Annotated in this window: 20 protein-coding genes; 13 read left to right on the forward strand and 7 right to left on the reverse strand. The window is 69.3% G+C overall.

All coding sequences use genetic code 11. The features are described 5' to 3' along the window. Window positions 1–101: 101 nt before the first annotated feature. The 4 genes from P3W75_RS19120 (at window position 102) to P3W75_RS19135 (ending at window position 3166) form a co-directional block, all read left to right on the forward strand. Window positions 102–1226 (forward strand): PilT/PilU family type 4a pilus ATPase, encoded by a 1125-nt coding sequence (locus P3W75_RS19120; RefSeq protein WP_276228876.1) that lies wholly within the window; start codon window positions 102–104, stop codon window positions 1224–1226. A 373-nt stretch (window positions 1227–1599) separates the two neighbouring features. Then, the gene (locus tag P3W75_RS19125; protein ID WP_276228877.1) at window positions 1600–2145 is read left to right on the forward strand and encodes a GNAT family N-acetyltransferase; all 546 of its coding nucleotides are present in this window, start codon (window positions 1600–1602) and stop codon (window positions 2143–2145) included. A 90-nt stretch (window positions 2146–2235) separates the two neighbouring features. Then, complete coding sequence (locus P3W75_RS19130) at window positions 2236–2574, forward strand: response regulator (RefSeq protein ID WP_276228878.1); 339 nt, start codon at window positions 2236–2238, stop codon at window positions 2572–2574. Between the two features lie 100 nt (window positions 2575–2674). After that, window positions 2675–3166, forward strand: coding sequence for a hypothetical protein (locus P3W75_RS19135; protein ID WP_276228879.1), 492 nt, complete (start codon window positions 2675–2677; stop codon window positions 3164–3166). A 3-nt stretch (window positions 3167–3169) separates the two neighbouring features. Here the strand turns inward: P3W75_RS19135 and P3W75_RS19140 are convergent, their stop codons facing one another. Next, window positions 3170–4078, reverse strand: coding sequence for a YihY/virulence factor BrkB family protein (locus P3W75_RS19140; RefSeq protein WP_276228880.1), 909 nt, complete (start codon window positions 4076–4078; stop codon window positions 3170–3172). 201 nt (window positions 4079–4279) lie between these two features. Between P3W75_RS19140 and P3W75_RS19145 the strand changes: the two genes are divergently transcribed. The 3 genes from P3W75_RS19145 (at window position 4280) to P3W75_RS19155 (ending at window position 5175) form a co-directional block, all read left to right on the forward strand. Next, window positions 4280–4750 carry a hypothetical protein gene (locus P3W75_RS19145; RefSeq protein WP_276228881.1) on the forward strand — a complete coding sequence of 157 codons (471 nt, stop codon included), beginning with the start codon at window positions 4280–4282 and terminating at the stop codon, window positions 4748–4750. Beyond that, entirely contained in the window at window positions 4747–4938 is a 192-nt protein-coding gene (locus P3W75_RS19150; RefSeq protein WP_276228882.1) for a hypothetical protein, read from the forward strand. Before P3W75_RS19145 ends, P3W75_RS19150 begins: the two co-directional genes overlap by 4 nt. A 105-nt stretch (window positions 4939–5043) precedes the next feature. After that, window positions 5044–5175, forward strand: coding sequence for a hypothetical protein (locus P3W75_RS19155; RefSeq protein WP_276228883.1), 132 nt, complete (start codon window positions 5044–5046; stop codon window positions 5173–5175). 485 nt (window positions 5176–5660) lie between these two features. On the opposite strand, the gene def is transcribed toward P3W75_RS19155, so the two are convergent. Continuing rightward, window positions 5661–6200 (reverse strand): peptide deformylase, encoded by a 540-nt coding sequence (gene def / locus P3W75_RS19160; RefSeq protein ID WP_276228884.1) that lies wholly within the window; start codon window positions 6198–6200, stop codon window positions 5661–5663. A gap of 188 nt (window positions 6201–6388) precedes the next feature. On the opposite strand from def, the gene P3W75_RS19165 reads away from it, so the two are divergent. Further along, entirely contained in the window at window positions 6389–6943 is a 555-nt protein-coding gene (locus P3W75_RS19165; protein WP_276228885.1) for a magnesium transporter, read from the forward strand. A gap of 61 nt (window positions 6944–7004) precedes the next feature. Here P3W75_RS19165 and P3W75_RS19170 read toward each other — a convergent pair whose 3' ends face one another. Together P3W75_RS19170 and P3W75_RS19175 are read right to left on the reverse strand one after the other, a co-directional pair. Then, a complete protein-coding gene (locus tag P3W75_RS19170; RefSeq protein ID WP_276228886.1) occupies window positions 7005–7841 on the reverse strand; it encodes a CvfB family protein in 837 nt (278 codons plus the stop codon). A gap of 30 nt (window positions 7842–7871) precedes the next feature. Beyond that, window positions 7872–9641, reverse strand: coding sequence for an ABC transporter transmembrane domain-containing protein (locus P3W75_RS19175; protein ID WP_276228887.1), 1770 nt, complete (start codon window positions 9639–9641; stop codon window positions 7872–7874). 157 nt (window positions 9642–9798) lie between these two features. Here P3W75_RS19175 and P3W75_RS19180 point away from each other — a divergent pair, with 157 nt between their 5' ends. Both P3W75_RS19180 and P3W75_RS19185 read left to right on the forward strand, forming a co-directional pair. Next, window positions 9799–9990 carry a hypothetical protein gene (locus tag P3W75_RS19180; RefSeq protein ID WP_276228888.1) on the forward strand — a complete coding sequence of 64 codons (192 nt, stop codon included), beginning with the start codon at window positions 9799–9801 and terminating at the stop codon, window positions 9988–9990. Between the two features lie 190 nt (window positions 9991–10180). Next, entirely contained in the window at window positions 10181–11272 is a 1092-nt protein-coding gene (locus P3W75_RS19185; RefSeq protein ID WP_276228889.1) for an AI-2E family transporter, read from the forward strand. On the opposite strand, the gene P3W75_RS19190 is transcribed toward P3W75_RS19185, so the two are convergent. Further along, on the reverse strand, window positions 11264–11920 hold the full coding sequence (locus P3W75_RS19190) for a TetR/AcrR family transcriptional regulator (RefSeq protein ID WP_276228890.1): 657 nt from the start codon (window positions 11918–11920) through the stop codon (window positions 11264–11266). The two genes, P3W75_RS19185 and P3W75_RS19190, sit on opposite strands and share 9 nt — an antisense overlap. Before the next feature lie 54 nt (window positions 11921–11974). Here P3W75_RS19190 and P3W75_RS19195 point away from each other — a divergent pair, with 54 nt between their 5' ends. Both P3W75_RS19195 and P3W75_RS19200 read left to right on the forward strand, forming a co-directional pair. Further along, complete coding sequence (locus P3W75_RS19195) at window positions 11975–13081, forward strand: DUF2855 family protein (protein WP_276228891.1); 1107 nt, start codon at window positions 11975–11977, stop codon at window positions 13079–13081. Between the two features lie 43 nt (window positions 13082–13124). Beyond that, entirely contained in the window at window positions 13125–13835 is a 711-nt protein-coding gene (locus P3W75_RS19200; RefSeq protein ID WP_276228892.1) for an rRNA pseudouridine synthase, read from the forward strand. Between the two features lie 6 nt (window positions 13836–13841). Here the strand turns inward: P3W75_RS19200 and P3W75_RS19205 are convergent, their stop codons facing one another. Next, window positions 13842–14777, reverse strand: a complete 936-nt coding sequence (locus P3W75_RS19205; RefSeq protein WP_276228893.1) for a p-hydroxyphenylacetate 3-hydroxylase reductase component — start codon at window positions 14775–14777, stop codon at window positions 13842–13844. Window positions 14778–14865: 88 nt separating this feature from the next. After that, entirely contained in the window at window positions 14866–16035 is a 1170-nt protein-coding gene (locus P3W75_RS19210) for a p-hydroxyphenylacetate 3-hydroxylase oxygenase component (protein WP_276228894.1), read from the reverse strand. A gap of 312 nt (window positions 16036–16347) precedes the next feature. On the opposite strand from P3W75_RS19210, the gene P3W75_RS19215 reads away from it, so the two are divergent. Further along, the gene (locus P3W75_RS19215) at window positions 16348–17601 is read left to right on the forward strand and encodes an MFS transporter (protein ID WP_276228895.1); all 1254 of its coding nucleotides are present in this window, start codon (window positions 16348–16350) and stop codon (window positions 17599–17601) included. Window positions 17602–17736: the final 135 nt, after the last annotated feature.

Raw genomic sequence — 17736 nt, forward strand, 5'->3', positions numbered from 1 at the left:
GCCGCCGGTTGTCCTAGGCTGCATGCTACCGGCCAGCGCCGCCGTCACGGGCGGCTAGGCTGGATACAGGCGCCCGGCGCGCCGCCGCCGAGGACCGCCCGATGACCGACACCCCCGACAGCCAGCAGCCCGACATCTTCGAGCTGCTGCACCTGCTGGCCCAGCACGCCGGCTCCGACATGTTCCTCAGTGTCGGCGCGCCGCCGCACATCAAGGTCGAGGGGCTGAGCCGGGCGGCCGGCGAGCGCGCGCTGCGCAGCGGCGAGACACGCCACCTGGCCTACCAGCTGATGAGCCCGCAGCAGGCCAGCGACTTCGAGCGCGACCTGGAAATGAACCTGGCCATCGACGTACCCGCCAGCGGGCGTTTCCGCGCCAACATCTACCTGCAACGCGGCGAAGTGGCGCTGGTGGTGCGGCTGATCCGCCAGGACATCCCCGACATCGCCAGCCTCGGCCTGCCGCCGATCCTGGAGAAGCTCGCGGTGCAGGACCGCGGGCTGATCCTGGTGGTGGGCGCGGCCGGCTCGGGCAAGTCGACCACCCTGGCGTCGATGCTCGACTTCCGCAACCGCCACCGCAGCGGCCACATCATCTGCATCGAAGACCCCATCGAATTCCTCCACAGCCACCAGCGCTCGATCATCGACCAGCGCGAGGTGGGCCTGGACACCCTCAGCTTCGACGCCGCCCTGCGCAACGTGCTGCGCGAGGCGCCGGACGTGATCATGCTCGGCGAAATCCGCGACACGGCGACCATGCAGCACGCCCTGCACTACGCCGAGACCGGCCACCTGTGCATGGCCACCCTGCACGGCACCAGCGCGCGCCACGCCATCGAGCGCATCGCCCGCTTCTTCCCCGACGAAGGCCGCCCGCAGGCCCTGGCCGACCTTTCGCAGAACCTCCTGGCGCTGATCGGCCAGCGCCTGGTACCGGGCATCAGCCAGCGCCGGGTGGCGGCGGTGGAGCTGGTGCTGGGCACCCCGCACATTCGCGGGCTGATCCAGCGCGACGAGCTGCCGGAACTGCGCGGCGCCATCGAACGGGCGCTGGAACAGGGCATGCAGAGCTTCGACCAGAGCCTCTACAAACTGCTGGAGGCCGGCCGCATCAACGTCGCCGAAGCCCTGAAATTCGCCGACTCGCGCACCGACCTGAGCCTGAAGATCAAGCTCGAACGCGGCTTCGACGGCGACGAGGGCGGCAGCGCCTTCGGCGTGTGACCACAACTGTCGCAGGGCTCTTCGCGCGCCGGTATGGGAATGGTCGGCTGGAGTGTACGGCGAATAACCGTTCGCGGTTATCCGCCGCCGGCCGCTGCACCCATGTTCACGGCTGGATGGCGGATAACGCCGTAGGCGTTATGCGCCCTACGGGCTGCGCGCGATTCGCGCGCAAAGCGCACCCTCACAGTGAGCTCCAACGCCCGCCCACCGTAGGAGCGGGCCGCGCCCGCGATTCGCGCGCATGGCGCGCTCCTACGAAGCGATCCGGGCGCCTCCATGGCACATGCAGTGGAAATATCCACATGCATATCCGCGCCAGCAAGACATCCGTGGTTGCTAAGCTCCCTCGCTCCACTCCAGGAGGGAACCGATGAACTTTCCAAGCCACCTGCAGAGCCAACGCCTGATCCTGCGCCCCCTGTGCCCGGAAGACACGGACGCGCTGTACGCGATGATGTCCGACCGACAGGTGATGCGTTACTGGAGCACTCCGCCCTGGAACTCGCGACAACAGGCCGTGGAGAGCATCCAGCGCGACATGGCGGGTTATGACGAAGGCAGTTGCCTCACCCTGGCCCTGACCCGTCGCGACGACGCCACCTTCCTCGGCACCTGTACGCTATTCGCCTTCGCCGAAGCGTCGAGGCGTGCCGAACTGGGCTACTGCCTGGGCCGGTCGGCGCAAGGCCAGGGCTTCATGAACGAGGCCCTGCGCAGCCTGCTTACACACGCCTTCGACGAGCTGCGTCTGAACCGCCTGGAGGCGGATATCGACCCGCGCAACCTGCCCTCCGCCGCGACCCTGGAGCGCCTCGGCTTCCAGCGCGAAGGGCTGCTACGGCAACGCTGGATAGTCGCCGGGGAAGTGTCGGACACGGCGCTATACGGTCTGCTCGCCACCGACTGGCTCCCCTGACGCCTTCACGAAAGGCACTGGGCTCCCGCGTTTCACCTGTAGGAGCAGGCCGCGCCCGCGAATCGCGCGCATGGCGCGCTCCTACGGACGGTGTGGAGCGCGGCAGTCTCAGGCCGCGCCGCCGCGCGCCACCAGCAGCACGCCCAGGCCGACCTGCAGGCCCTGCAGCGGCACATCGAGGCCAGCCGCCGCGGCCCGGCGCGGGTCGACCTGATCCTCACCGACTACCGCCTGGGCGACAACCTCGACGGCGAGGACGCGGTGCAGCGCATCCGCCGCTACCTGGCGCGCCCGGTGCCGGCGCTGATCATCACCGGCGACACCTCGCCCGAGCGCATCCGCGAGGCCGACACCAGCGGTAACCGCCTGCTGCACAAGCCGCTGGACACCGAGCAACTGCGCGAGGCCATCGCCGCCAGCCAATCTTAGGAAAGTTCCCGGTTCCAGGCGGGCCCGGCGGCCGGCTATGCTTGCCCGCGCGGGCCAGGCAAAATGCCGTTCCGCGCCCGACCGCCACCGAGGGAACTTCATGGGCCTGCGCCACCCGCTTTCCTGCCTCGCCTTGCTCGGCCTGCCGCTCTGGCTCGCCGGTTGCGCCAGCCATAGCGCCGAGGAGCAACAGCTCTACCGCGACGACATGCTCCAGGCCAAGCTGCTGATCGTTTCGGCCGACCCGGCCAACTACGCCCGCGCCAACGACCTGCTGGAGCAGTCGCGCGGCGCCGACCGCCACGGCGAGGTGGCGTTCTACGAAGCGCTGCTGAAAATCCGCCAGGGCGCCTCGGCCGAGCAGGTGCTGCCGCTGCTGGAAAGCGCCGCCAAGGCCGGCCATCCCTACGCCGTGGCCCTGCTCTACCGCATCTACAGCCAGCCGATGCTGGGCCAGGGCGCCGACGCCCTGAAGGCCGAGGACTACCGCCAGTCCTACGCCGAACTGGACGTGGCCAAGAGCGGCTACCCGAACTTCGAGCGCGCCCAGCAGATCGTCGACGCGCTGCTCAGCCAGCAGCCCGCGCAGTAGCCTTCAGGGTTTCTCCGCAGCGGGCTCGGCGGGCGCCTCGAAGTTCCGCTCGCCGGGGTTCTTGCCGTGCGGCAGGTGGTGCTCGATCACCGCGTTGAGCTCGGCGCCCAGCAGCAGCACGGCGGCGGAGATGTAGAAGTACAGCAGCAGCACGATGATCGCCCCGACGCTGCCGTACATGGCGTTGTAGTCGGCGAAGTTCTGCACGTAGTAACCGAAGGCCAGCGATGCCGCGACCCAGGCCACCACCGCCAGCACCGAGCCGGGGGTGATGAAGCGGAAGCGCTGCTGCACGTTGGGCGTGGCGTAGTAGACGATGGCCACCGCCATCATCATCAGCAGGATCACCAGCGGCCAGCGCAACAGCGACCAGATCACCACCACGTACTCCTGCAGGCCGATCTGCTCGGCGATGAAGCCCATCACCTGCGGACCGAGGATCATCAGCGCCGCCACCAGCATCAGCATCGCCGCCAGCCCCAGGGTGTAGAGCAGTGACAGCGGCACGCGCTTCCACAGCGGGCGCGCCTCGCGCACGTCGTAGGCGGCGTTGAGCGCGCTCATCAACGAGCGGATCGCCGCCGAGGACGACCACAGCGCCACCACGATCCCCACCGAGAGCAGCCCGCCCTGGCGCTGCTGCAACTGGTCGATGATCGGGTTGACCTGCTCCAGCGCCTGGCCGGGCAGCACGTAGGCGGCCTGCTCGCGCAGCCAGTCGAAGAACTCCGGCAGGTGCAGGAAGCCCAGCAGGGCGATGAGGAACAGCAGGAAGGGAAACAGCGAGAACAGCCCCTGGTAGGCGAGCGCCGCCGCGTAGGTGGGCATCTCGTCGTCGAGGAATTCCTTGATGGTCAGTTTGATCAGCGCCCAGGGGCCCAGGCGCAGGCCCCGAAAATCCATGAATCGCATGCCCTGGTGTCCCTCCTCCAGCGTTTCCGGGTGCGGCCGCCGGCCGCTCACCGACGGTTGACCCGGCGCGGCCCGTCAAGTTCGGCCCGTTGCCGGCAAGCCTAGACATTCGCGTCGCCCAGGGGAAGTTGCGAGCGCGCCGCGCAGGTGTCGGAAATGGCCTATACACTTCAGCGCAACCCCAGCCGGAGGAATCCCCGCATGCCCATCCCGATGTCCAGCCCCGCCCTCGCCTGCCGTCGTCTCGTCGGCGCCCTGCTGCTCTGCGGCGTGTCGCTCGCGACCCTGCCGAACCTGGCCCAGGCCGAGGACGAGGCGGCCTTCCTGCAGCAGTCGGCGGCGTTCTTCGAGCAGCAGAGCAAGACCAACCTGCCGATGCAGGTGGACCAGGTGACGCGCCTGGAGAAGGTCGAGCTGGACACCCAGAGCAAGGTCCTGCACTACCACTACGGCATCTCCAGCATGAAGGCCGACGGCCTCGACGCGGCCGCCCTGGACAAGTTCCGCAGCGAGCAGCGCGCCCGCCTGGAGCGCGGCACCTGCCAGCAGCCGCAGCTGCTGCAGAACATCCGCCAGCACAACATCCGTGTCGCCCACGACTACGACGGCAGCGACGGCAAGCCGCTGGCCAGCATCGAGATCGACCCGCAGAAGCTGCAGTGCCAGGGATGAGTCGCGCCAGCTTCCACCAGGAACATGCCGCGCGCGCCGAGGCCGAGGCGCGCCGCCTGCTGGCCGAGCGCGAGGCCCTGGGCGGGCGCTGGCTGGCCTGGGTGGCCGGCGAGCTGTACCAGCTGACCCCGCCGCCGTACGCGGCCATGGTCCGCCGCGAACTGGAACGGCTGAGCGGCCAGGCCTGAAGGCCGCCGCGGGTCTATGCTGAAGAGGCACCGGCCCGCGCCAGCGGGCCGCCGGAGCGCCGACCGCAGGGACGCCCACGCTTTCCAGCCCACGAGGTAACGGTCATGAGCAAAGGTCTGAACGCCCACAAGGAAGGCAAGAAGAAGCCCCTGAAGACGGCCCACGAGAAGCGCATGGCGAAAAAGCAGAAGAAGGCCGGTGGCGCGCTGCTCGGCAGCCACGCGCCTTCGCCCTGAGCCCTGAACGGCGGACGGCCGCGCAGGCGGTTGTCCGCGCTCCGCCGTTGGCCGCCATCCACGCACGCCCCTGTAGGCGCGAGCTTGCTCGCGAACCGGGCCCTGCTCCATTTCCCCCAATGTCATCCCCGCGATCCGTAGGGTGCATAACGCCTACGGCGTTATCCGCCGTTCCCATCGGCTCCGGCGCTCGGGCCGACGGCGTATAACCGCGAACGGTTATACGCCCTACGGCGAACCGCAAGGCACTGGGTTATTCCCCTTCGGGCCAGCGCAAGCGCTGTTCGCGATGGAGCCGCGTCCCGCGTTCGCGGGAATGACGGAGTGTCGTCAGGATAACGACGAACGTCCCGCCGACGCCGAACGGCCCCCTCTCCTGCTTGCGGGAGAGGGCTGAGGAGAGGGTTGCGGAGTCGACCCAACACACCACGACAACCGGGAAACGCTGTTCGCGAGCAAGCTCGCTCCTACAAAAAGCCGTGCCCTCAGTCGTCCGCGTTCGGGTCCAGCCCCGGGAACAGCACCTCGGTGAAGCCGAACTTGGTGAAGTCGGTGATCCGCGAGGGGTACAGGCGGCCGATCAGGTGGTCGCATTCGTGCTGCACCACGCGGGCGTGGAAACCTTCCACCGTGCGGTCGACGGGGTTGCCCTGGGGGTCCAGGCCCTGGTAGCGGATGCGCAGGTAGCGGTTCACCGCACCACGCAGGCCGGGGACCGACAGGCAGCCCTCCCAGCCTTCCTCCAGTTCCTCGCCCAGCGGAGTGATCACCGGGTTGAGCAGGATGGTCGGCGGCACCGCCGGCGCGTCCGGATAGCGTTCGCTACGCTCGAAACCGAAGATCACCAGCTGCAGGTCGACGCCGATCTGCGGCGCGGCCAGGCCGACGCCGCCGGCGTGGTGCATGGTGTCGAACATGTCGTCGATCAGTTGCTGCAGCTCGGCGCTGCCGATCAACTGCGCCGGCACCGGCGGGGCGACGCGCAGCAGGCGCTCGTCACCCATTTTCAGGATCTCTCGGATCATCTCGCGGCTCCAGGCGGCGCGGGTCGTGGAGCCGGCATCCTGGACCGGCGCCGGGCATCTGGCAAGGGCACGCTACGCCTGTCGCCATGGGCGCCGGGCGCGGCTGGCGGACGTAAAATGGCCGAAGGTGAGTCGCCGCGATCCGCGGGCGATCCTCGCGGGTCGCGGCAATGACCTGGAGGTGCTGCATGAACAGGCATTACTACATCAGCGACAACCTCGACGAACTGGAAGACGTCGAACACGAACTGCAGGGCAAGGGCATCGCCCAGGAACAGATGCACGTGCTCAGCGAACAGGACGCCCAACTCGACCAGCGCCACCTGCACGAGGTGCCGGAGGTGATGCGCAAGGACCTGGTGCGCGGCGGCAAGTACGGGCTGGGCATCGGCGTCGCGCTGGCCGCGCTGGTCCTGCTGCTGGGCTATGTCTTCGGCTGGAGCGAAAGCGCCGCCGGCTGGGTGCCGGTGCTGTTCCTCGCCGCGGTGCTGCTGGGCTTCAGCCTGTGGGAAGGCAGCTTCTTCGGCCTGCAACGGCCCAGCGGCGACGTGCAGCGCTTCGCCCCGTCGCTGCACGCGGGGCGGCATGTGTTCTTCGTCGACGTGCGGCCGGAGCAGGAGCCGCTGCTGGACATGGTGGTGGGCCGCCACCCGCAGTTGGCCGTGGCCGGGTTCGGCGCGCCCATGCCGCGCTGGGTGCTGGCCTGGGAACAGGCCTGGCACCGCTTCCGGCGCATGATGTAGGCGGATTTCGATCCGCCGCACCGACGGCCCGGTGGCCGTCGCGGAGCCCTGCGGCCTTGGTTCAGCGCAGCTCGATGCGATCGTCGAGGATGGTGATCAGGCCCTGCTTGAACAGCCCGCCGATGGCCTTCTTGAAGTTGCCCTTGCTGACCCCGAACTGGGCGCTGATCGCCTCCGGCGGGCTCTTGTCCGACAGCGCCAGGCTGCCGCCGGCCTCGCGCAGGGCGGCGAGGATGCGTTCGCCCAGGTCGTCGCGGGCGGCCTGGCCGACCGGTTGCAGGCTCAGGCTGATCTTGCCGTCGGCGCGTATTTCCTTGATGTAGCCCTTCTCGCGCATGCCGTTGCGGACGAACTTGAACAGCTCGTTCTTGTGCAGCAGGCCCCAGTGCTTGCCCTCGATGATCGCCTTGTAGCCGAGGTCGCTGCGCTCCACCACCAGCAGGTCGACTTCCTGGCCGACGCTGTAGTTGGCCGGGGTGTTGTCCAGGTAGCGGTCCAGGCGCGCGGTGGCGGTGATGCGCCGGGTGCGATCGTCGATGTAGCAGTACACCACGCAGTAGTCGCCAACCTGCAACGGGCGCTTCTCTTCCGAGTGCGGCAGCAGCAGGTCCTTGGGCAGGCCCCAGTCGAGGAACAGGCCGATGCGGTTGACCTCGGCCACCTTCAGGCTGGCGAAGCCGCCGACCTGCACCTTGGGCTTGAGGGTGGTGGCGATCACCCGGTCCTCGCTGTCGAGGTAGACGAACACGTTCAGCCAGTCTTCCGGCTCGACCGACTCGCCCTTGGGGATGTAGCGCTTGGGCAGGAGGATTTCACCGTGCGGCCCGCCATCCAGGTACAGGCCGAACTCGGTGTGCTTGACCACCTGCAGGGAATTGAAACGGCCGATGGCTGCCATGTGCGCTACTCCGGGGAAAAACCGAACATTCTACACGCTCCGTGCCTGGCCGAATTGCAATTCCGCCAGGCGTGCGTACAGCGGATTGCTCGCCACCAGCTCGGCGTGACGGCCCAGGGCCAGCAGGCGGCCGCCGTCGATCACGGCGATGCGGTCGGCGTGCAGCACCGTGGCCAGGCGGTGGGCGATGACCAGCGTGGTGCGCCCACTCATCAGCGCCGGCAGGGCCTGCTGGATCAGGTGCTCGCTCTCGGCGTCGAGGGCGCTGGTGGCCTCGTCGAGCAGCAGGATGGGCGCGTCCACCAGCAGCGCGCGGGCGATCGCCAGGCGCTGCCGCTGGCCGCCGGAAAGGCCGATGCCGGCCTCGCCCAGGTGGGTGCGGTAGCCCTCCGGCAGGCGCTGGATGAACTCGTCGGCGTGGGCCGCGCGGGCCGCCGCGCGCACCGCCTCGTCGCTGGCCCCGGGGCGGCCGTAGCGCAGGTTGTCCTCGACGCTGCCGAAGAACAGCGCCGGGTTCTGCGAGACCAGCGCGAAGCAGCGGCGCAGGTCGGCCGGGTCGAGGCTGGCGATGGGCACGCCGTCGATGCGGATCTCGCCTTGCTGCGGGTCGAAGAAGCGCAGCAGCAGGTCGAACAGGGTGGACTTGCCGGCGCCGGAGGGGCCGACCAGGGCCAGGGTCTCGCCCGGGCGGATGTCCAGGTCGATGCCGTCGATGGCCCAGTGGCCGGGGCGCGACGGGTAGGCGAAGCGCAGGCCGCGCAGCTCGATGCGCCCTTCGACGCGCTCGGGCAGGCGGCGCAGGCCGTCCTGCGGCGCGACTATCTCGTTGCGCGAACGCAGCAGCTCGGCGATGCGCTCGGCGGAACCGGCGGCGCGCTGCAACTCGCCCAGCACTTCACTGAGGGTGCCGAAGGCCATGCCGACGATCAGGCTGTAGAACACGAAGGCCGCCAGCTCGCCGGGGCTGATGCGCCCGGCGATGACGTCCATGCCGCCGACCCAGAGCATCACCCCCACCGCCCCGAGCACCAGCAGGATGACTACGCTGACCAGCCAGGAGCGCTGGCGGATGCGCTGCCGCGCGGTGTCGAAGGCGGCCTCCACCGTGCGGCCGAAGCGCACGCGGTCCTGGGCCTGGTGGTTGTAGGCCTGCACCGTCTTGATCTGCCCGAGGGTCTCGCCGACGTAGCTGCCGACGTCGGCCACGCGGTCCTGGCTCTGCCGCGACAGCTCGCGCACGCGGCGGCCGAACAGCAGGATCGGCGCGATCACCAGCGGCAGCGAAGCGACCACGATGCTGGTCAGCTTGGCGTTGGTGACGAACATCAGGATCACCCCGCCGGCCAGGGTCAGCGCGTTGCGCAGGGCCATCGACAGCGACGAGCCGATCACCGTCTGCAACAGCGTGGTGTCGGCGGTCAGCCGCGACTGGATTTCCGAGGCGCGGTTGCTCTCGTAGAAGCCCGGGTGCAGCTCGATCAGGTGGTCGAACACGCGCTGGCGGATGTCGGCGACGAAGCGCTCGCCGATCCACGACACCAGGTAGAAACGCACGAAGGTGCCGAACGCCAGGCCCAGCACCAGCAGGAAGAACACCCCGATGGAACGGTTGAGCAGGTGCTCGGACTGGGTGACGAAGCCCTGGTCCACCAGCATGCGGATGCCCTGCCCCAGCGACAGGGTGATGGCGGCGGTGAACAGCAGCGCCAGCAGGGCGCCGAGGGCGCGCCAGCGGTAGGGCGCGAGGAAGGCGCGGGCCAGGCGCAACGCGGCGCGCTGGCGGGACGACAGCAAGGGCATGGAAGGCTCGCGGCGACCAGGGAAGGGCCGAGCGTAGCACCGCCGCGAGGCGCCGGCGACGGCGGGCGGATTGACCGTTCGGTCGATAGTTGCCCCGAAGAGCCACCTTTTCCTGTACAATGGGCGGCCTTTTTGCGAATGAACAGGAACGGCAACCATGACCATCAAGACCGCCACCCGCCAGAAATCCGCGCCCAAGCCGGCGCCGGCCGTCACCAGCCGTGAATCGCTGGAAGCCCAGGTAGCGGCCTTCCTCAACTCCGGCGGCGAAATCCAGCAGGTCGCCAAAGGCGTCACCGGTCAGCCCAACGGCACCGCCAGCCGACACATCAGCCTCGGCAAGAAGTAACCCCCCGCTCCCCCGCTGGAGCGAGCTTGCCCGCGAACCCACGCCGACCTCGGCCCCTTCGGTTCGCGGGCAAGGGCCCAGCCCGCTACTCCCTTCGCTCGACATCCTGCGATTTTCCCCGTCGCCACTTGCATTCCGCCGCACACAGCCAATTCTTTGAGAAGCCCGAAGGACTTCCAGGAAAATCGCCATGCTGCCCTCTGCGGACCGAATACTCTCGCGCAACCTGCTGGACGTGCTGATCCGCGCCGGACTCATCCTGTTCCTGGCGATCTTCTGCTTCCGCATCTTCCACCCCTTCCTCGACCTGATGCTCTGGGCGGTGATACTCGCGGTCACCCTCTACCCGCTGCAGCTCATGCTGCAACGCGGCCTGGGTGAACGCCCGGCGCTGTCCTCGACGCTGCTCGCGCTGTTCGGCCTGGCCCTGCTGCTGGTGCCGGTGGTGGCCATCGGCTTCTCCATCGCCGACTCGGTGGCCGACCTGGTGCACCGCTTCCAGGCCAAGAGCCTGCAGATTCCCGCCCCGCCCGAGGCGGTGGCCACCTGGCCGCTGGTCGGGCCCTACCTGTACAACGCCTGGCAGCGGGTGGCCGAGGACTTCTTCGGGGTCGCCCAGCAGGCCGCGCCGCACCTGCAGGGCGTGGCCAAGACCGTCCTGGCCAAGGCCGCCGGGGTCGGCATGGAGCTGCTGCAGTTCCTCGGCGCCTTCCTCGTCGCCTGCGTGATCATGGCCTACGGCCCGCTCGGCGCGCGCACCGCCGAGGACATCGCGATCCGCATCTCCGGCGCCGAGCGCGGCCCGGACCTGGCCCGGCTGTGCACCGCGACCATCCGCGCGGTGGCCCAGGGCGTGGTCGGCGTGGCATTCATCCAGACCCTGCTGCTGGGCGTGGGCTTCATCGTCATGGGCATCCCCGGCGCCGGCCTGCTGTCGCTGGCGGTGCTGCTGCTGGGCATCGTCCAGCTGCCGGTGGCGGTGATCTCGCTGCCGGCGATCGGCTACGTGTTCTGGAGCGGCGACTACAGCACCGTGAGCAGCGTGGTGTTCACCATCTGGACGGTGCTGGCGGGGCTCTCGGACAACGTGCTGAAGCCGCTGATGCTGGGCCGCGGGGTCGCCGTGCCGATGCCGGTGATCCTCCTCGGCGCGCTCGGCGGCATGCTCACCGGCGGCATCATCGGCCTGTTCATCGGCCCGGTGGTGCTGGCCCTGGGCTTCCAGCTGTTCATGACCTGGGTGCGCGAAAGCCGCAACGACGAACCCGAGGTTTCACCCTGAGCCCTGGCCGCCCAGGCGCGCCAGGTACAGCTGTTCCAGCTGCGCCTGCCAGCGCCGCCGGCGCGGCGCGTCCAGTTCCAGCAGCAGCGCGTAGCGCCAACCACCCCAGGCGGCCATGAACAGCGCCTCGGCGGTGTCCGCGTCGACCGGCCGGGGCAGGTCGACGCAGGCCTGCAGCGCTTCGCGCCACTTGCCCGCGAGTTCCTCGTAGACCCGTTGGTGGTGCTTGGGCTCGGCGATCAATTGCTCCAGCTGCAGCAGCTCGCCGTCGACCAGCGGCATGCCCAGCCCGGCGCCCAGGTCGAGCAGCCGGCGCACGCGCTCGCGCCAGTCCAGCGGCGGCGCTATCACTTCGCTGTCGATGCGCGCCGCCAGGCTCTCCAGGCAGTGCCGCACGTAGCCGGAGAGCAGCGCCTCCTTGCTCGGGAAATAGTCGTACAGGGTGCCCACCGCCACCCCGGCCTCCAGCGCCACCGCGCGGGTGGTGACCCCGGCCCAGCCGTCGCGCCGGCAAATCCGAACGAAGGCCTCGTAGATGGCCTCCACGGTGAAGCGCGCGCGGGCCTGGGTGGGCCGCTTCAGCGGCTTGGCCCGTGGCCCCGGCGCCACGCTGGCCGGCTTGCGGCCTTTTCCGAACCCGTCGTGCATCGCGTCTCGCTAGCCTGTAGGCATCCCATCCGCCATCGAGAAAGGAGCCGGAAAATGGAAGGAAGCGTCACGGTAACACGCCTGCTGAACCGCAAGAACGCCCTCGACCAGGGCCGCCTGGAGCACCACGAGCAACGCCTGGCCGTGCAACCCGGCGAAGCGCTGCTGGCCATCGAGCGCTGCGCGCTGACCACCAACAACATCACCTACGCCGCCTTCGGCGACTCCATGCAGTACTGGCAGTTCTTCCCCAGCGGCGAGGACGCCTGGGGCCACATCCCGGCCTGGGGCTTCGCCCGCGTGCTGGCTTCCGGCGTGCCTGGCGTCGAGGTCGGCGAGCGCTTCTACGGCTACTTCCCGCTGGCCAGCCACCTGCTGATGCGCCCGGAACGGGTCAGCGAGCGCGGCTTCTACGACGGCGCCGAACACCGCCAGGCGCTGGTCTCGGCGTACAACCAGTACACCCGCTGCAGCTGGGACGCCTACTACCGCGCGGACCAGGAGAACCTGCAGATCCTCCTCAAGCCGCTGTTCCTGACCTCGGCCATGCTCGCCGACTTCCTCGCCGACAACGCTTACTTCGGCGCCGAGCGCCTGGTGTTCTCCAGCGCCTCCAGCAAGACCGCCTACGGCACCGCCGTGTGCCTGGAGAACGCGCCGGTGGAACGCATCGCCCTGACCTCGCCGCGCAACCTCGACTTCGTCGCGGGCCTGGGCTGCTACCAGCAGACGCTGGCCTACGCCGACCTGGAGCGGCTGGACGCCAGCCGGCCGACCCTCTACGTCGACTTCGCCGGCGACCTGCCGCTGCGCGAGCGGGTCCACCGGCATTTCGCCGACCACCTGCGCTACAGCTGCATGGCCGGCTCCGCCCAGGTCGCGGCGCCGGCCGACCTGAGCGCGCTGCAGGGGCCGAAGCCGGAGCTGTTCTTCGCCCCCATCCAGATCCGCAAGCGCAACGCCGACTGGGGCCCGGAGAAGGTCAGCCAGTACATCGGCGAAGGCCTGCTGGAATTCTATGGCAAGGTCAGCCACGGCCCACGGCCGCTGCTGCGGGTGGTGGAGTCCGAGGGTCTGGACGCGGCGCAACGGGTGATCACCGACCTGCTGCATGGACGGGTGGACGCCGACGAGGGCCACGTGATCCGCCTGCCGGGCTGAGCACGGGGTACAATGGCGGCTTTCCCGCCGCCGATTCCCTCTCATGACCGAAGCCATCCGCCTGTCCAAGCGCCTCGCCGAACTGCTGCCCTGCTCCCGCCGCGAGGCCGAGCTGTACATCGAGGGAGGCTGGGTCACGGTGGATGGCCAACCCGTCGACGAGCCGCACTTCCGCGTCGCCGAGCAACGCGTCGAGCTGCTCCCCGGGGCCATCCCGGCGCCGATCCCGCCGGCCACCCTGCTGCTCTACAAACCCGCTGGGTACAGCGCCGAACAGGCCATGGGCCTGCTGCTGGCGGCCAACCGCTGGGAAGCCGACAGCGCAGAGCAACGGCCGCTGAGCAAGCATTTCGCCCGCCAGCAGAGCGTCACGCCGCTGGACGACGAGGCCAGCGGGCTGCTGGTGTTCACCCAGAACTACGGCGTGCTGCACCGCCTGCAGGACGACGCGGCGACCATCGAGCACGAGTACCTGGTGGAAGTCAGCGGTGGCCTCGATGACGCCGGTCTCGCGCGCCTGCGCCACGGCCTGCTGTTCCAGGGCCGGCCGCTGCCGGCGCTGAAGGTCAGCTGGCAGAACGAAACCCGTCTGCGCTTCGCCGGCAAGGGCTTCCGCCCCGGCCAGATCGCCGACATGTGCCGCCAGGTCGGCCTGCAGGTCGTGGGCATCCGCCGCCTGCGCCTGGGCGGCGTGTCCATGGGCAAGATGGAACCGGGGCAGTGGCGCTACCTGCTGCCCGCCGAGCGTTTCTGAGGTTCCCTACAGCGGCTCGGCCAGGCCGCGCAGGACAGTCTTGAAGGCTTCGATCTGCTCGGCGCTGAAGCGCGCGAAGACCTTGGCCTGCTGTTCCTCGGCGATGCTCCAGAGGGTTTCCGCCTGGTCGATGCCGGCGGCGGTCAGCGCGCAGCCGCCCTCCCCGGTCTGCAACAGACCCTTGCGTTCGAGGTTGGCGCGGGCCTCCTCGATCTCGCGCAGCGGCATCGCCACCAGCTGCTGCAGGGCGCCGGTGTCCAGGCTGGCGTCCTTCTCCATCACCATCAGCATGCGCGCCTCGCTGGTGCGCAGGCCGCTGGCCATCTGCCGCGGCTGGTACTCGGCCTGGTAGCAGCGCACCGCCTGGGTCATCAGGTAGTAGAGGTTGTGGTTCAGGCGGCCCTGGAAGGCCGTGCGCGGCAGCCCGGCCTGGACTTCGCGCAGGCGCGGGTGCGGCAGCACGCTGGAGTACACGCCCTGATGGTAGAGCAGCGGGGCGCGGCCGAGGTCGTCGAAGGCCAGCACGCGGCCGATCAGAATCCAGTGGTCGCCGCCGTCCAGGCGCTGGTGCAGGGCGCACTGGAAGCGCGCCGCGCAGTCCGGCAGCAGCGGCGCGCCACCGGCGCCCTCCTCGCAGGCGACGCCGGCGAACTTGTCGGCGCTGGGCCGGGCGAACTGGTTGGACAGGTCGATCTGGTCGGCGGCCAGCACGTTCACTGCGAAGTGGCTGGCCCGGTCGAACACGGCCAGGCTGGTGGCGCGCTTGTCGATGCTCCAGAGCACCAGCGGCGGGTCGAGGGATACCGAGTTGAAGCTGTTGGCGGTCATGCCGACGCGCTCGCCCTCGGCGGCGGCGGTCATCACGGTGACGCCGGTGGCGAAGTTACCCAGGGCACGGCGGAAGGCGCGCGGGTCCAGGCCCGCTTCGTTGTTCTGGTTCATGGCGGTTCCTCCACGCCGGCGCGGGGCCGGCGGGACATAGGCGTGGGGAAGTGCGGCTAAGGCGCGGGGACCCAGTGACGCAAAAGACTCAGACCATGCTCGGGTCCGGCTCCAGCCCCATCAGCTCGCGGCCGAGGATCTGCGCACAGACGTCATAGTCGGTGTAGGCGTGGGCGCCGGTCATGTGCGAGTCGCGGAACAGCCGCTGCATCTCGTTGCTCTCGAACCAGGCGGTGCCGCCGGCGGCTTCGAACAGGCGGTCCACCGCCTGGATGCACATCTTCACCGCGTAGCCCTGGTTGGTGCGCCAGTAGGCCAGGGTCTCGCGGCTCGGGTACTCGTGGCGCTCGCCGTGCTCGGCGTGTTCCTGCCAGGTCTTCTCGAGGAAGGCGCGGGCGGCGGCGACCTGGTGGGTGGACTCGGCCAGGCGCATCAGCGCCGGGGTGGCGGTGCCGACGCTGGCGCCGGTGTAGGCGCGTACGCGGTTGCGGGTCTTCTCGCGGAAGGCTTCGAGCATGCGCTCGGCGATGCCCAGGCTGATGGAGGCGAAGCCGCTGGCGAAGTACGGGCGGTACGGCGTGTAGAAAATCTTGCTGTAGGGGTACAGGCCGAAGCCGGCGGAGCGGCCTTCCATCATGTCCTTGGCCGCCTGGATGCGGTGGTTGGGCACGAAGGCATCCTTCACCACCAGGGTCTTGGTGCCGCTGCCCTTCATGCCCATGGCGAACCAGTCGTCGCGGATCTCGTAGTCGCTGCGCGGCAGCACGGCGAAGCAGTAGACCGGCTCGCCCTCGGCGTTCTGCCGGCGGCAGCCGAGGATCGCCCACTCGGCGTGGTCGCTGCCGCTGCTCCAGCCCATCTCGCCGTTGAACAGCAGGCCGCCCTCGACTTCCTGCACGCGGCCGAACGGCGCGATGCTGCTGCTGGCGGTGGCGTCGGGGTTCCCGGCCCAGACTTCGTCCTGCAGTTGCCTGGAGAACATCGCCAGTTGGTGGCTATGGGTGCACAGCAGGCTGAAGGCCCAGGCGGTGCTGGCGCAGGCGCCGGCCAGGGCGATCACGCAGTCGGCGAATTCCGGCAGGGAGATCTCCATGCCGCCGTAGCAGCGCGGCTGGAAGGCGCGGTGCATGCCGATGCCCTTGAGCAGGGCGATGTTCTCCGCCGGCACCATCCGCTCCTGTTCGGCGCGGGCGGCATTGGCGGCGATGGCGGGCAGGATCGACTTCAGGTCTTCGAGCAGGGGGTTTGGCTTTTTCATCTGGGCGGCCCTTGATTGTTATTGGAGGCGCGCCGCCGTCGCGAACGCTCGGGACTGGCGGCGGGGATCTCATGGCGAGAGGCGTGGCAAGAGAGTCAGGGCCGATTATGGGAGCCGCCCGACGTCGCCTTGAATGCAACTTCCGGGCACTCGATTGCACTTTTCATGGCGCTTTTTCCTGCGCCACAAGGCATCGACCCAACTGCAGGCCAGGCGCCACGCGGGATTGGTTAACATGTGAACGTTATGAAGGAAAAATTCCGTTATCATGGCGCCCGTCCCTCCGCCGCCCTTCGTCCGAGCGAGCCGCCGATGTCCGCTTCCCGTCCCTGGCCGAACAGCCTGCGCGCGCTGCGCCACCGTAATTTCCGCCTGTACTTCGGCGGCCACGCGGTCTCCACCCTGGGCACCTGGATCCAGCAGGTGGCGCTGGCCTGGCTGGTCTACCGGCTGACCGGCTCGGCGGCGCTGCTCGGCGTCACCAGTTGCGTGGCACTGCTGCCGCAACTGCTCATCGGCCCGCTCGCCGGGGCCTGGATCGACCGCCACGACAAGCGCCGTCTGCTGCTCGCCAGCCAGAGCCTGATGGCGCTGCAGGCCGGCGGGCTGGCGGCGCTGACCACCGCCGGGCTGATCACCCCGGCGCTGCTGATCGGCATGTCGGCGCTGCTCGGCGTGCTCAGCGCCTTCGACACGCCGCTGCGGCAGTCGCTGCTCAGCCGCTTCGTCGACGACCGCGCCGACCTGCCCAACGCCCTGGCGCTGAACGCCTCGCTGTTCACCTGCTCGCGCTTCGTCGGCCCGCCGCTGGCCGGGCTGCTGCTGGGCTTCACCAGCGAGAGCCTGTGCTTCGCCCTCAACGCCCTGTCCTACCTGGCGCTGGTCGCCGGCCTGCTGCTGGTGCGACTGCCGCCGGGGGTGCGCGCCAGCGGCAGCATGGGCAGCGTGTTCCGCGAGGGCCTGGACTACGCCCTGCGCACTCCCAGCGTGCGGCGGATGATGCTCGGCGTGCTGCTGGTGAACCTCACGGCGTCCAGCTACGCGGTGTTGCTGCCGGTGTTCGCCCGCGACATCTTCACCGGCGACGCGCGCACCCTCGGCTGGCTATGGGGCGCGGCCGGCTTCGGTTCGCTGCTGTCGAGCCTGTTCCTGGCGCAGCACCAGGACCCCGCGCGGCTGCCACGGATCATCCTCGTCTCGGCCCTGGCCAGCGCCGCCGCGCTGCTGCTGTTCGCCGCCAGCCGCAGCCTGCCGCTGTCGCTGGCGGCCATGGCGCTGCTGGGTTTCGGCGTGACGGTGAACAACGTCGGCACCAACATCGTCCTGCAGAGCGGCGCGCCGGAGGCGCTGCGCGGGCGGGTGGTGTCGATCTACACCGCCACGCGCTTCGGTTTCGACGCCATCGGCGGGCTGCTCGCCGGGCTGATCGCCGCGCACTACGGCGGACCCTGGGCGATGGCGGTGGCCGGCGCGCTGCTGCTGGGCTATTGCGCCTGGGCCGCGAAACGGCCGCGCCACAGCGAAGCCGGGATCGCCACAGCGTCACGAGCGCAGAAGATTCGTTGACGCAGAACGGGTGGAAGCCTGCCGCCCGCCGCACTCAATCAGATTATTCTCACCTTAAATTTCGTATTTTCCTCATCCCATTAGCAGAGTATTTGGCGACCATTAGTGGCACTACTGGCGACAGTGGGTCGCTGG

The sequence above is a fragment of the Pseudomonas citronellolis genome (genome assembly GCF_029335315.1).
Lineage (GTDB): Bacteria > Pseudomonadota > Gammaproteobacteria > Pseudomonadales > Pseudomonadaceae > Pseudomonas > Pseudomonas citronellolis_A.

Excerpts from the sequence above, each read along its gene's own strand:
- P3W75_RS19120 (WP_276228876.1), top strand. The coding sequence starts at position 102 with ATGACCGACACCCCCGACAGCCAGCAGCCCGACATCTTCGAGCTGCTG.
- P3W75_RS19125 (WP_276228877.1), top strand. The coding sequence starts at position 1,600 with ATGAACTTTCCAAGCCACCTGCAGAGCCAACGCCTGATCCTGCGCCCC.
- P3W75_RS19135 (WP_276228879.1), top strand. The coding sequence starts at position 2,675 with ATGGGCCTGCGCCACCCGCTTTCCTGCCTCGCCTTGCTCGGCCTGCCG.
- P3W75_RS19140 (WP_276228880.1), bottom strand. The coding sequence starts at position 4,078 with ATGCGATTCATGGATTTTCGGGGCCTGCGCCTGGGCCCCTGGGCGCTG.
- P3W75_RS19145 (WP_276228881.1), top strand. The coding sequence starts at position 4,280 with ATGCCCATCCCGATGTCCAGCCCCGCCCTCGCCTGCCGTCGTCTCGTC.
- P3W75_RS19150 (WP_276228882.1), top strand. The coding sequence starts at position 4,747 with ATGAGTCGCGCCAGCTTCCACCAGGAACATGCCGCGCGCGCCGAGGCC.
- P3W75_RS19155 (WP_276228883.1), top strand. The coding sequence starts at position 5,044 with ATGAGCAAAGGTCTGAACGCCCACAAGGAAGGCAAGAAGAAGCCCCTG.
- def (WP_276228884.1), bottom strand. The coding sequence starts at position 6,200 with ATGATCCGAGAGATCCTGAAAATGGGTGACGAGCGCCTGCTGCGCGTC.
- P3W75_RS19165 (WP_276228885.1), top strand. The coding sequence starts at position 6,389 with ATGAACAGGCATTACTACATCAGCGACAACCTCGACGAACTGGAAGAC.
- P3W75_RS19170 (WP_276228886.1), bottom strand. The coding sequence starts at position 7,841 with ATGGCAGCCATCGGCCGTTTCAATTCCCTGCAGGTGGTCAAGCACACC.
- P3W75_RS19175 (WP_276228887.1), bottom strand. The coding sequence starts at position 9,641 with ATGCCCTTGCTGTCGTCCCGCCAGCGCGCCGCGTTGCGCCTGGCCCGC.
- P3W75_RS19180 (WP_276228888.1), top strand. The coding sequence starts at position 9,799 with ATGACCATCAAGACCGCCACCCGCCAGAAATCCGCGCCCAAGCCGGCG.
- P3W75_RS19185 (WP_276228889.1), top strand. The coding sequence starts at position 10,181 with ATGCTGCCCTCTGCGGACCGAATACTCTCGCGCAACCTGCTGGACGTG.
- P3W75_RS19190 (WP_276228890.1), bottom strand. The coding sequence starts at position 11,920 with ATGCACGACGGGTTCGGAAAAGGCCGCAAGCCGGCCAGCGTGGCGCCG.
- P3W75_RS19195 (WP_276228891.1), top strand. The coding sequence starts at position 11,975 with ATGGAAGGAAGCGTCACGGTAACACGCCTGCTGAACCGCAAGAACGCC.
- P3W75_RS19200 (WP_276228892.1), top strand. The coding sequence starts at position 13,125 with ATGACCGAAGCCATCCGCCTGTCCAAGCGCCTCGCCGAACTGCTGCCC.
- P3W75_RS19205 (WP_276228893.1), bottom strand. The coding sequence starts at position 14,777 with ATGAACCAGAACAACGAAGCGGGCCTGGACCCGCGCGCCTTCCGCCGT.
- P3W75_RS19210 (WP_276228894.1), bottom strand. The coding sequence starts at position 16,035 with ATGAAAAAGCCAAACCCCCTGCTCGAAGACCTGAAGTCGATCCTGCCC.
- P3W75_RS19215 (WP_276228895.1), top strand. The coding sequence starts at position 16,348 with ATGTCCGCTTCCCGTCCCTGGCCGAACAGCCTGCGCGCGCTGCGCCAC.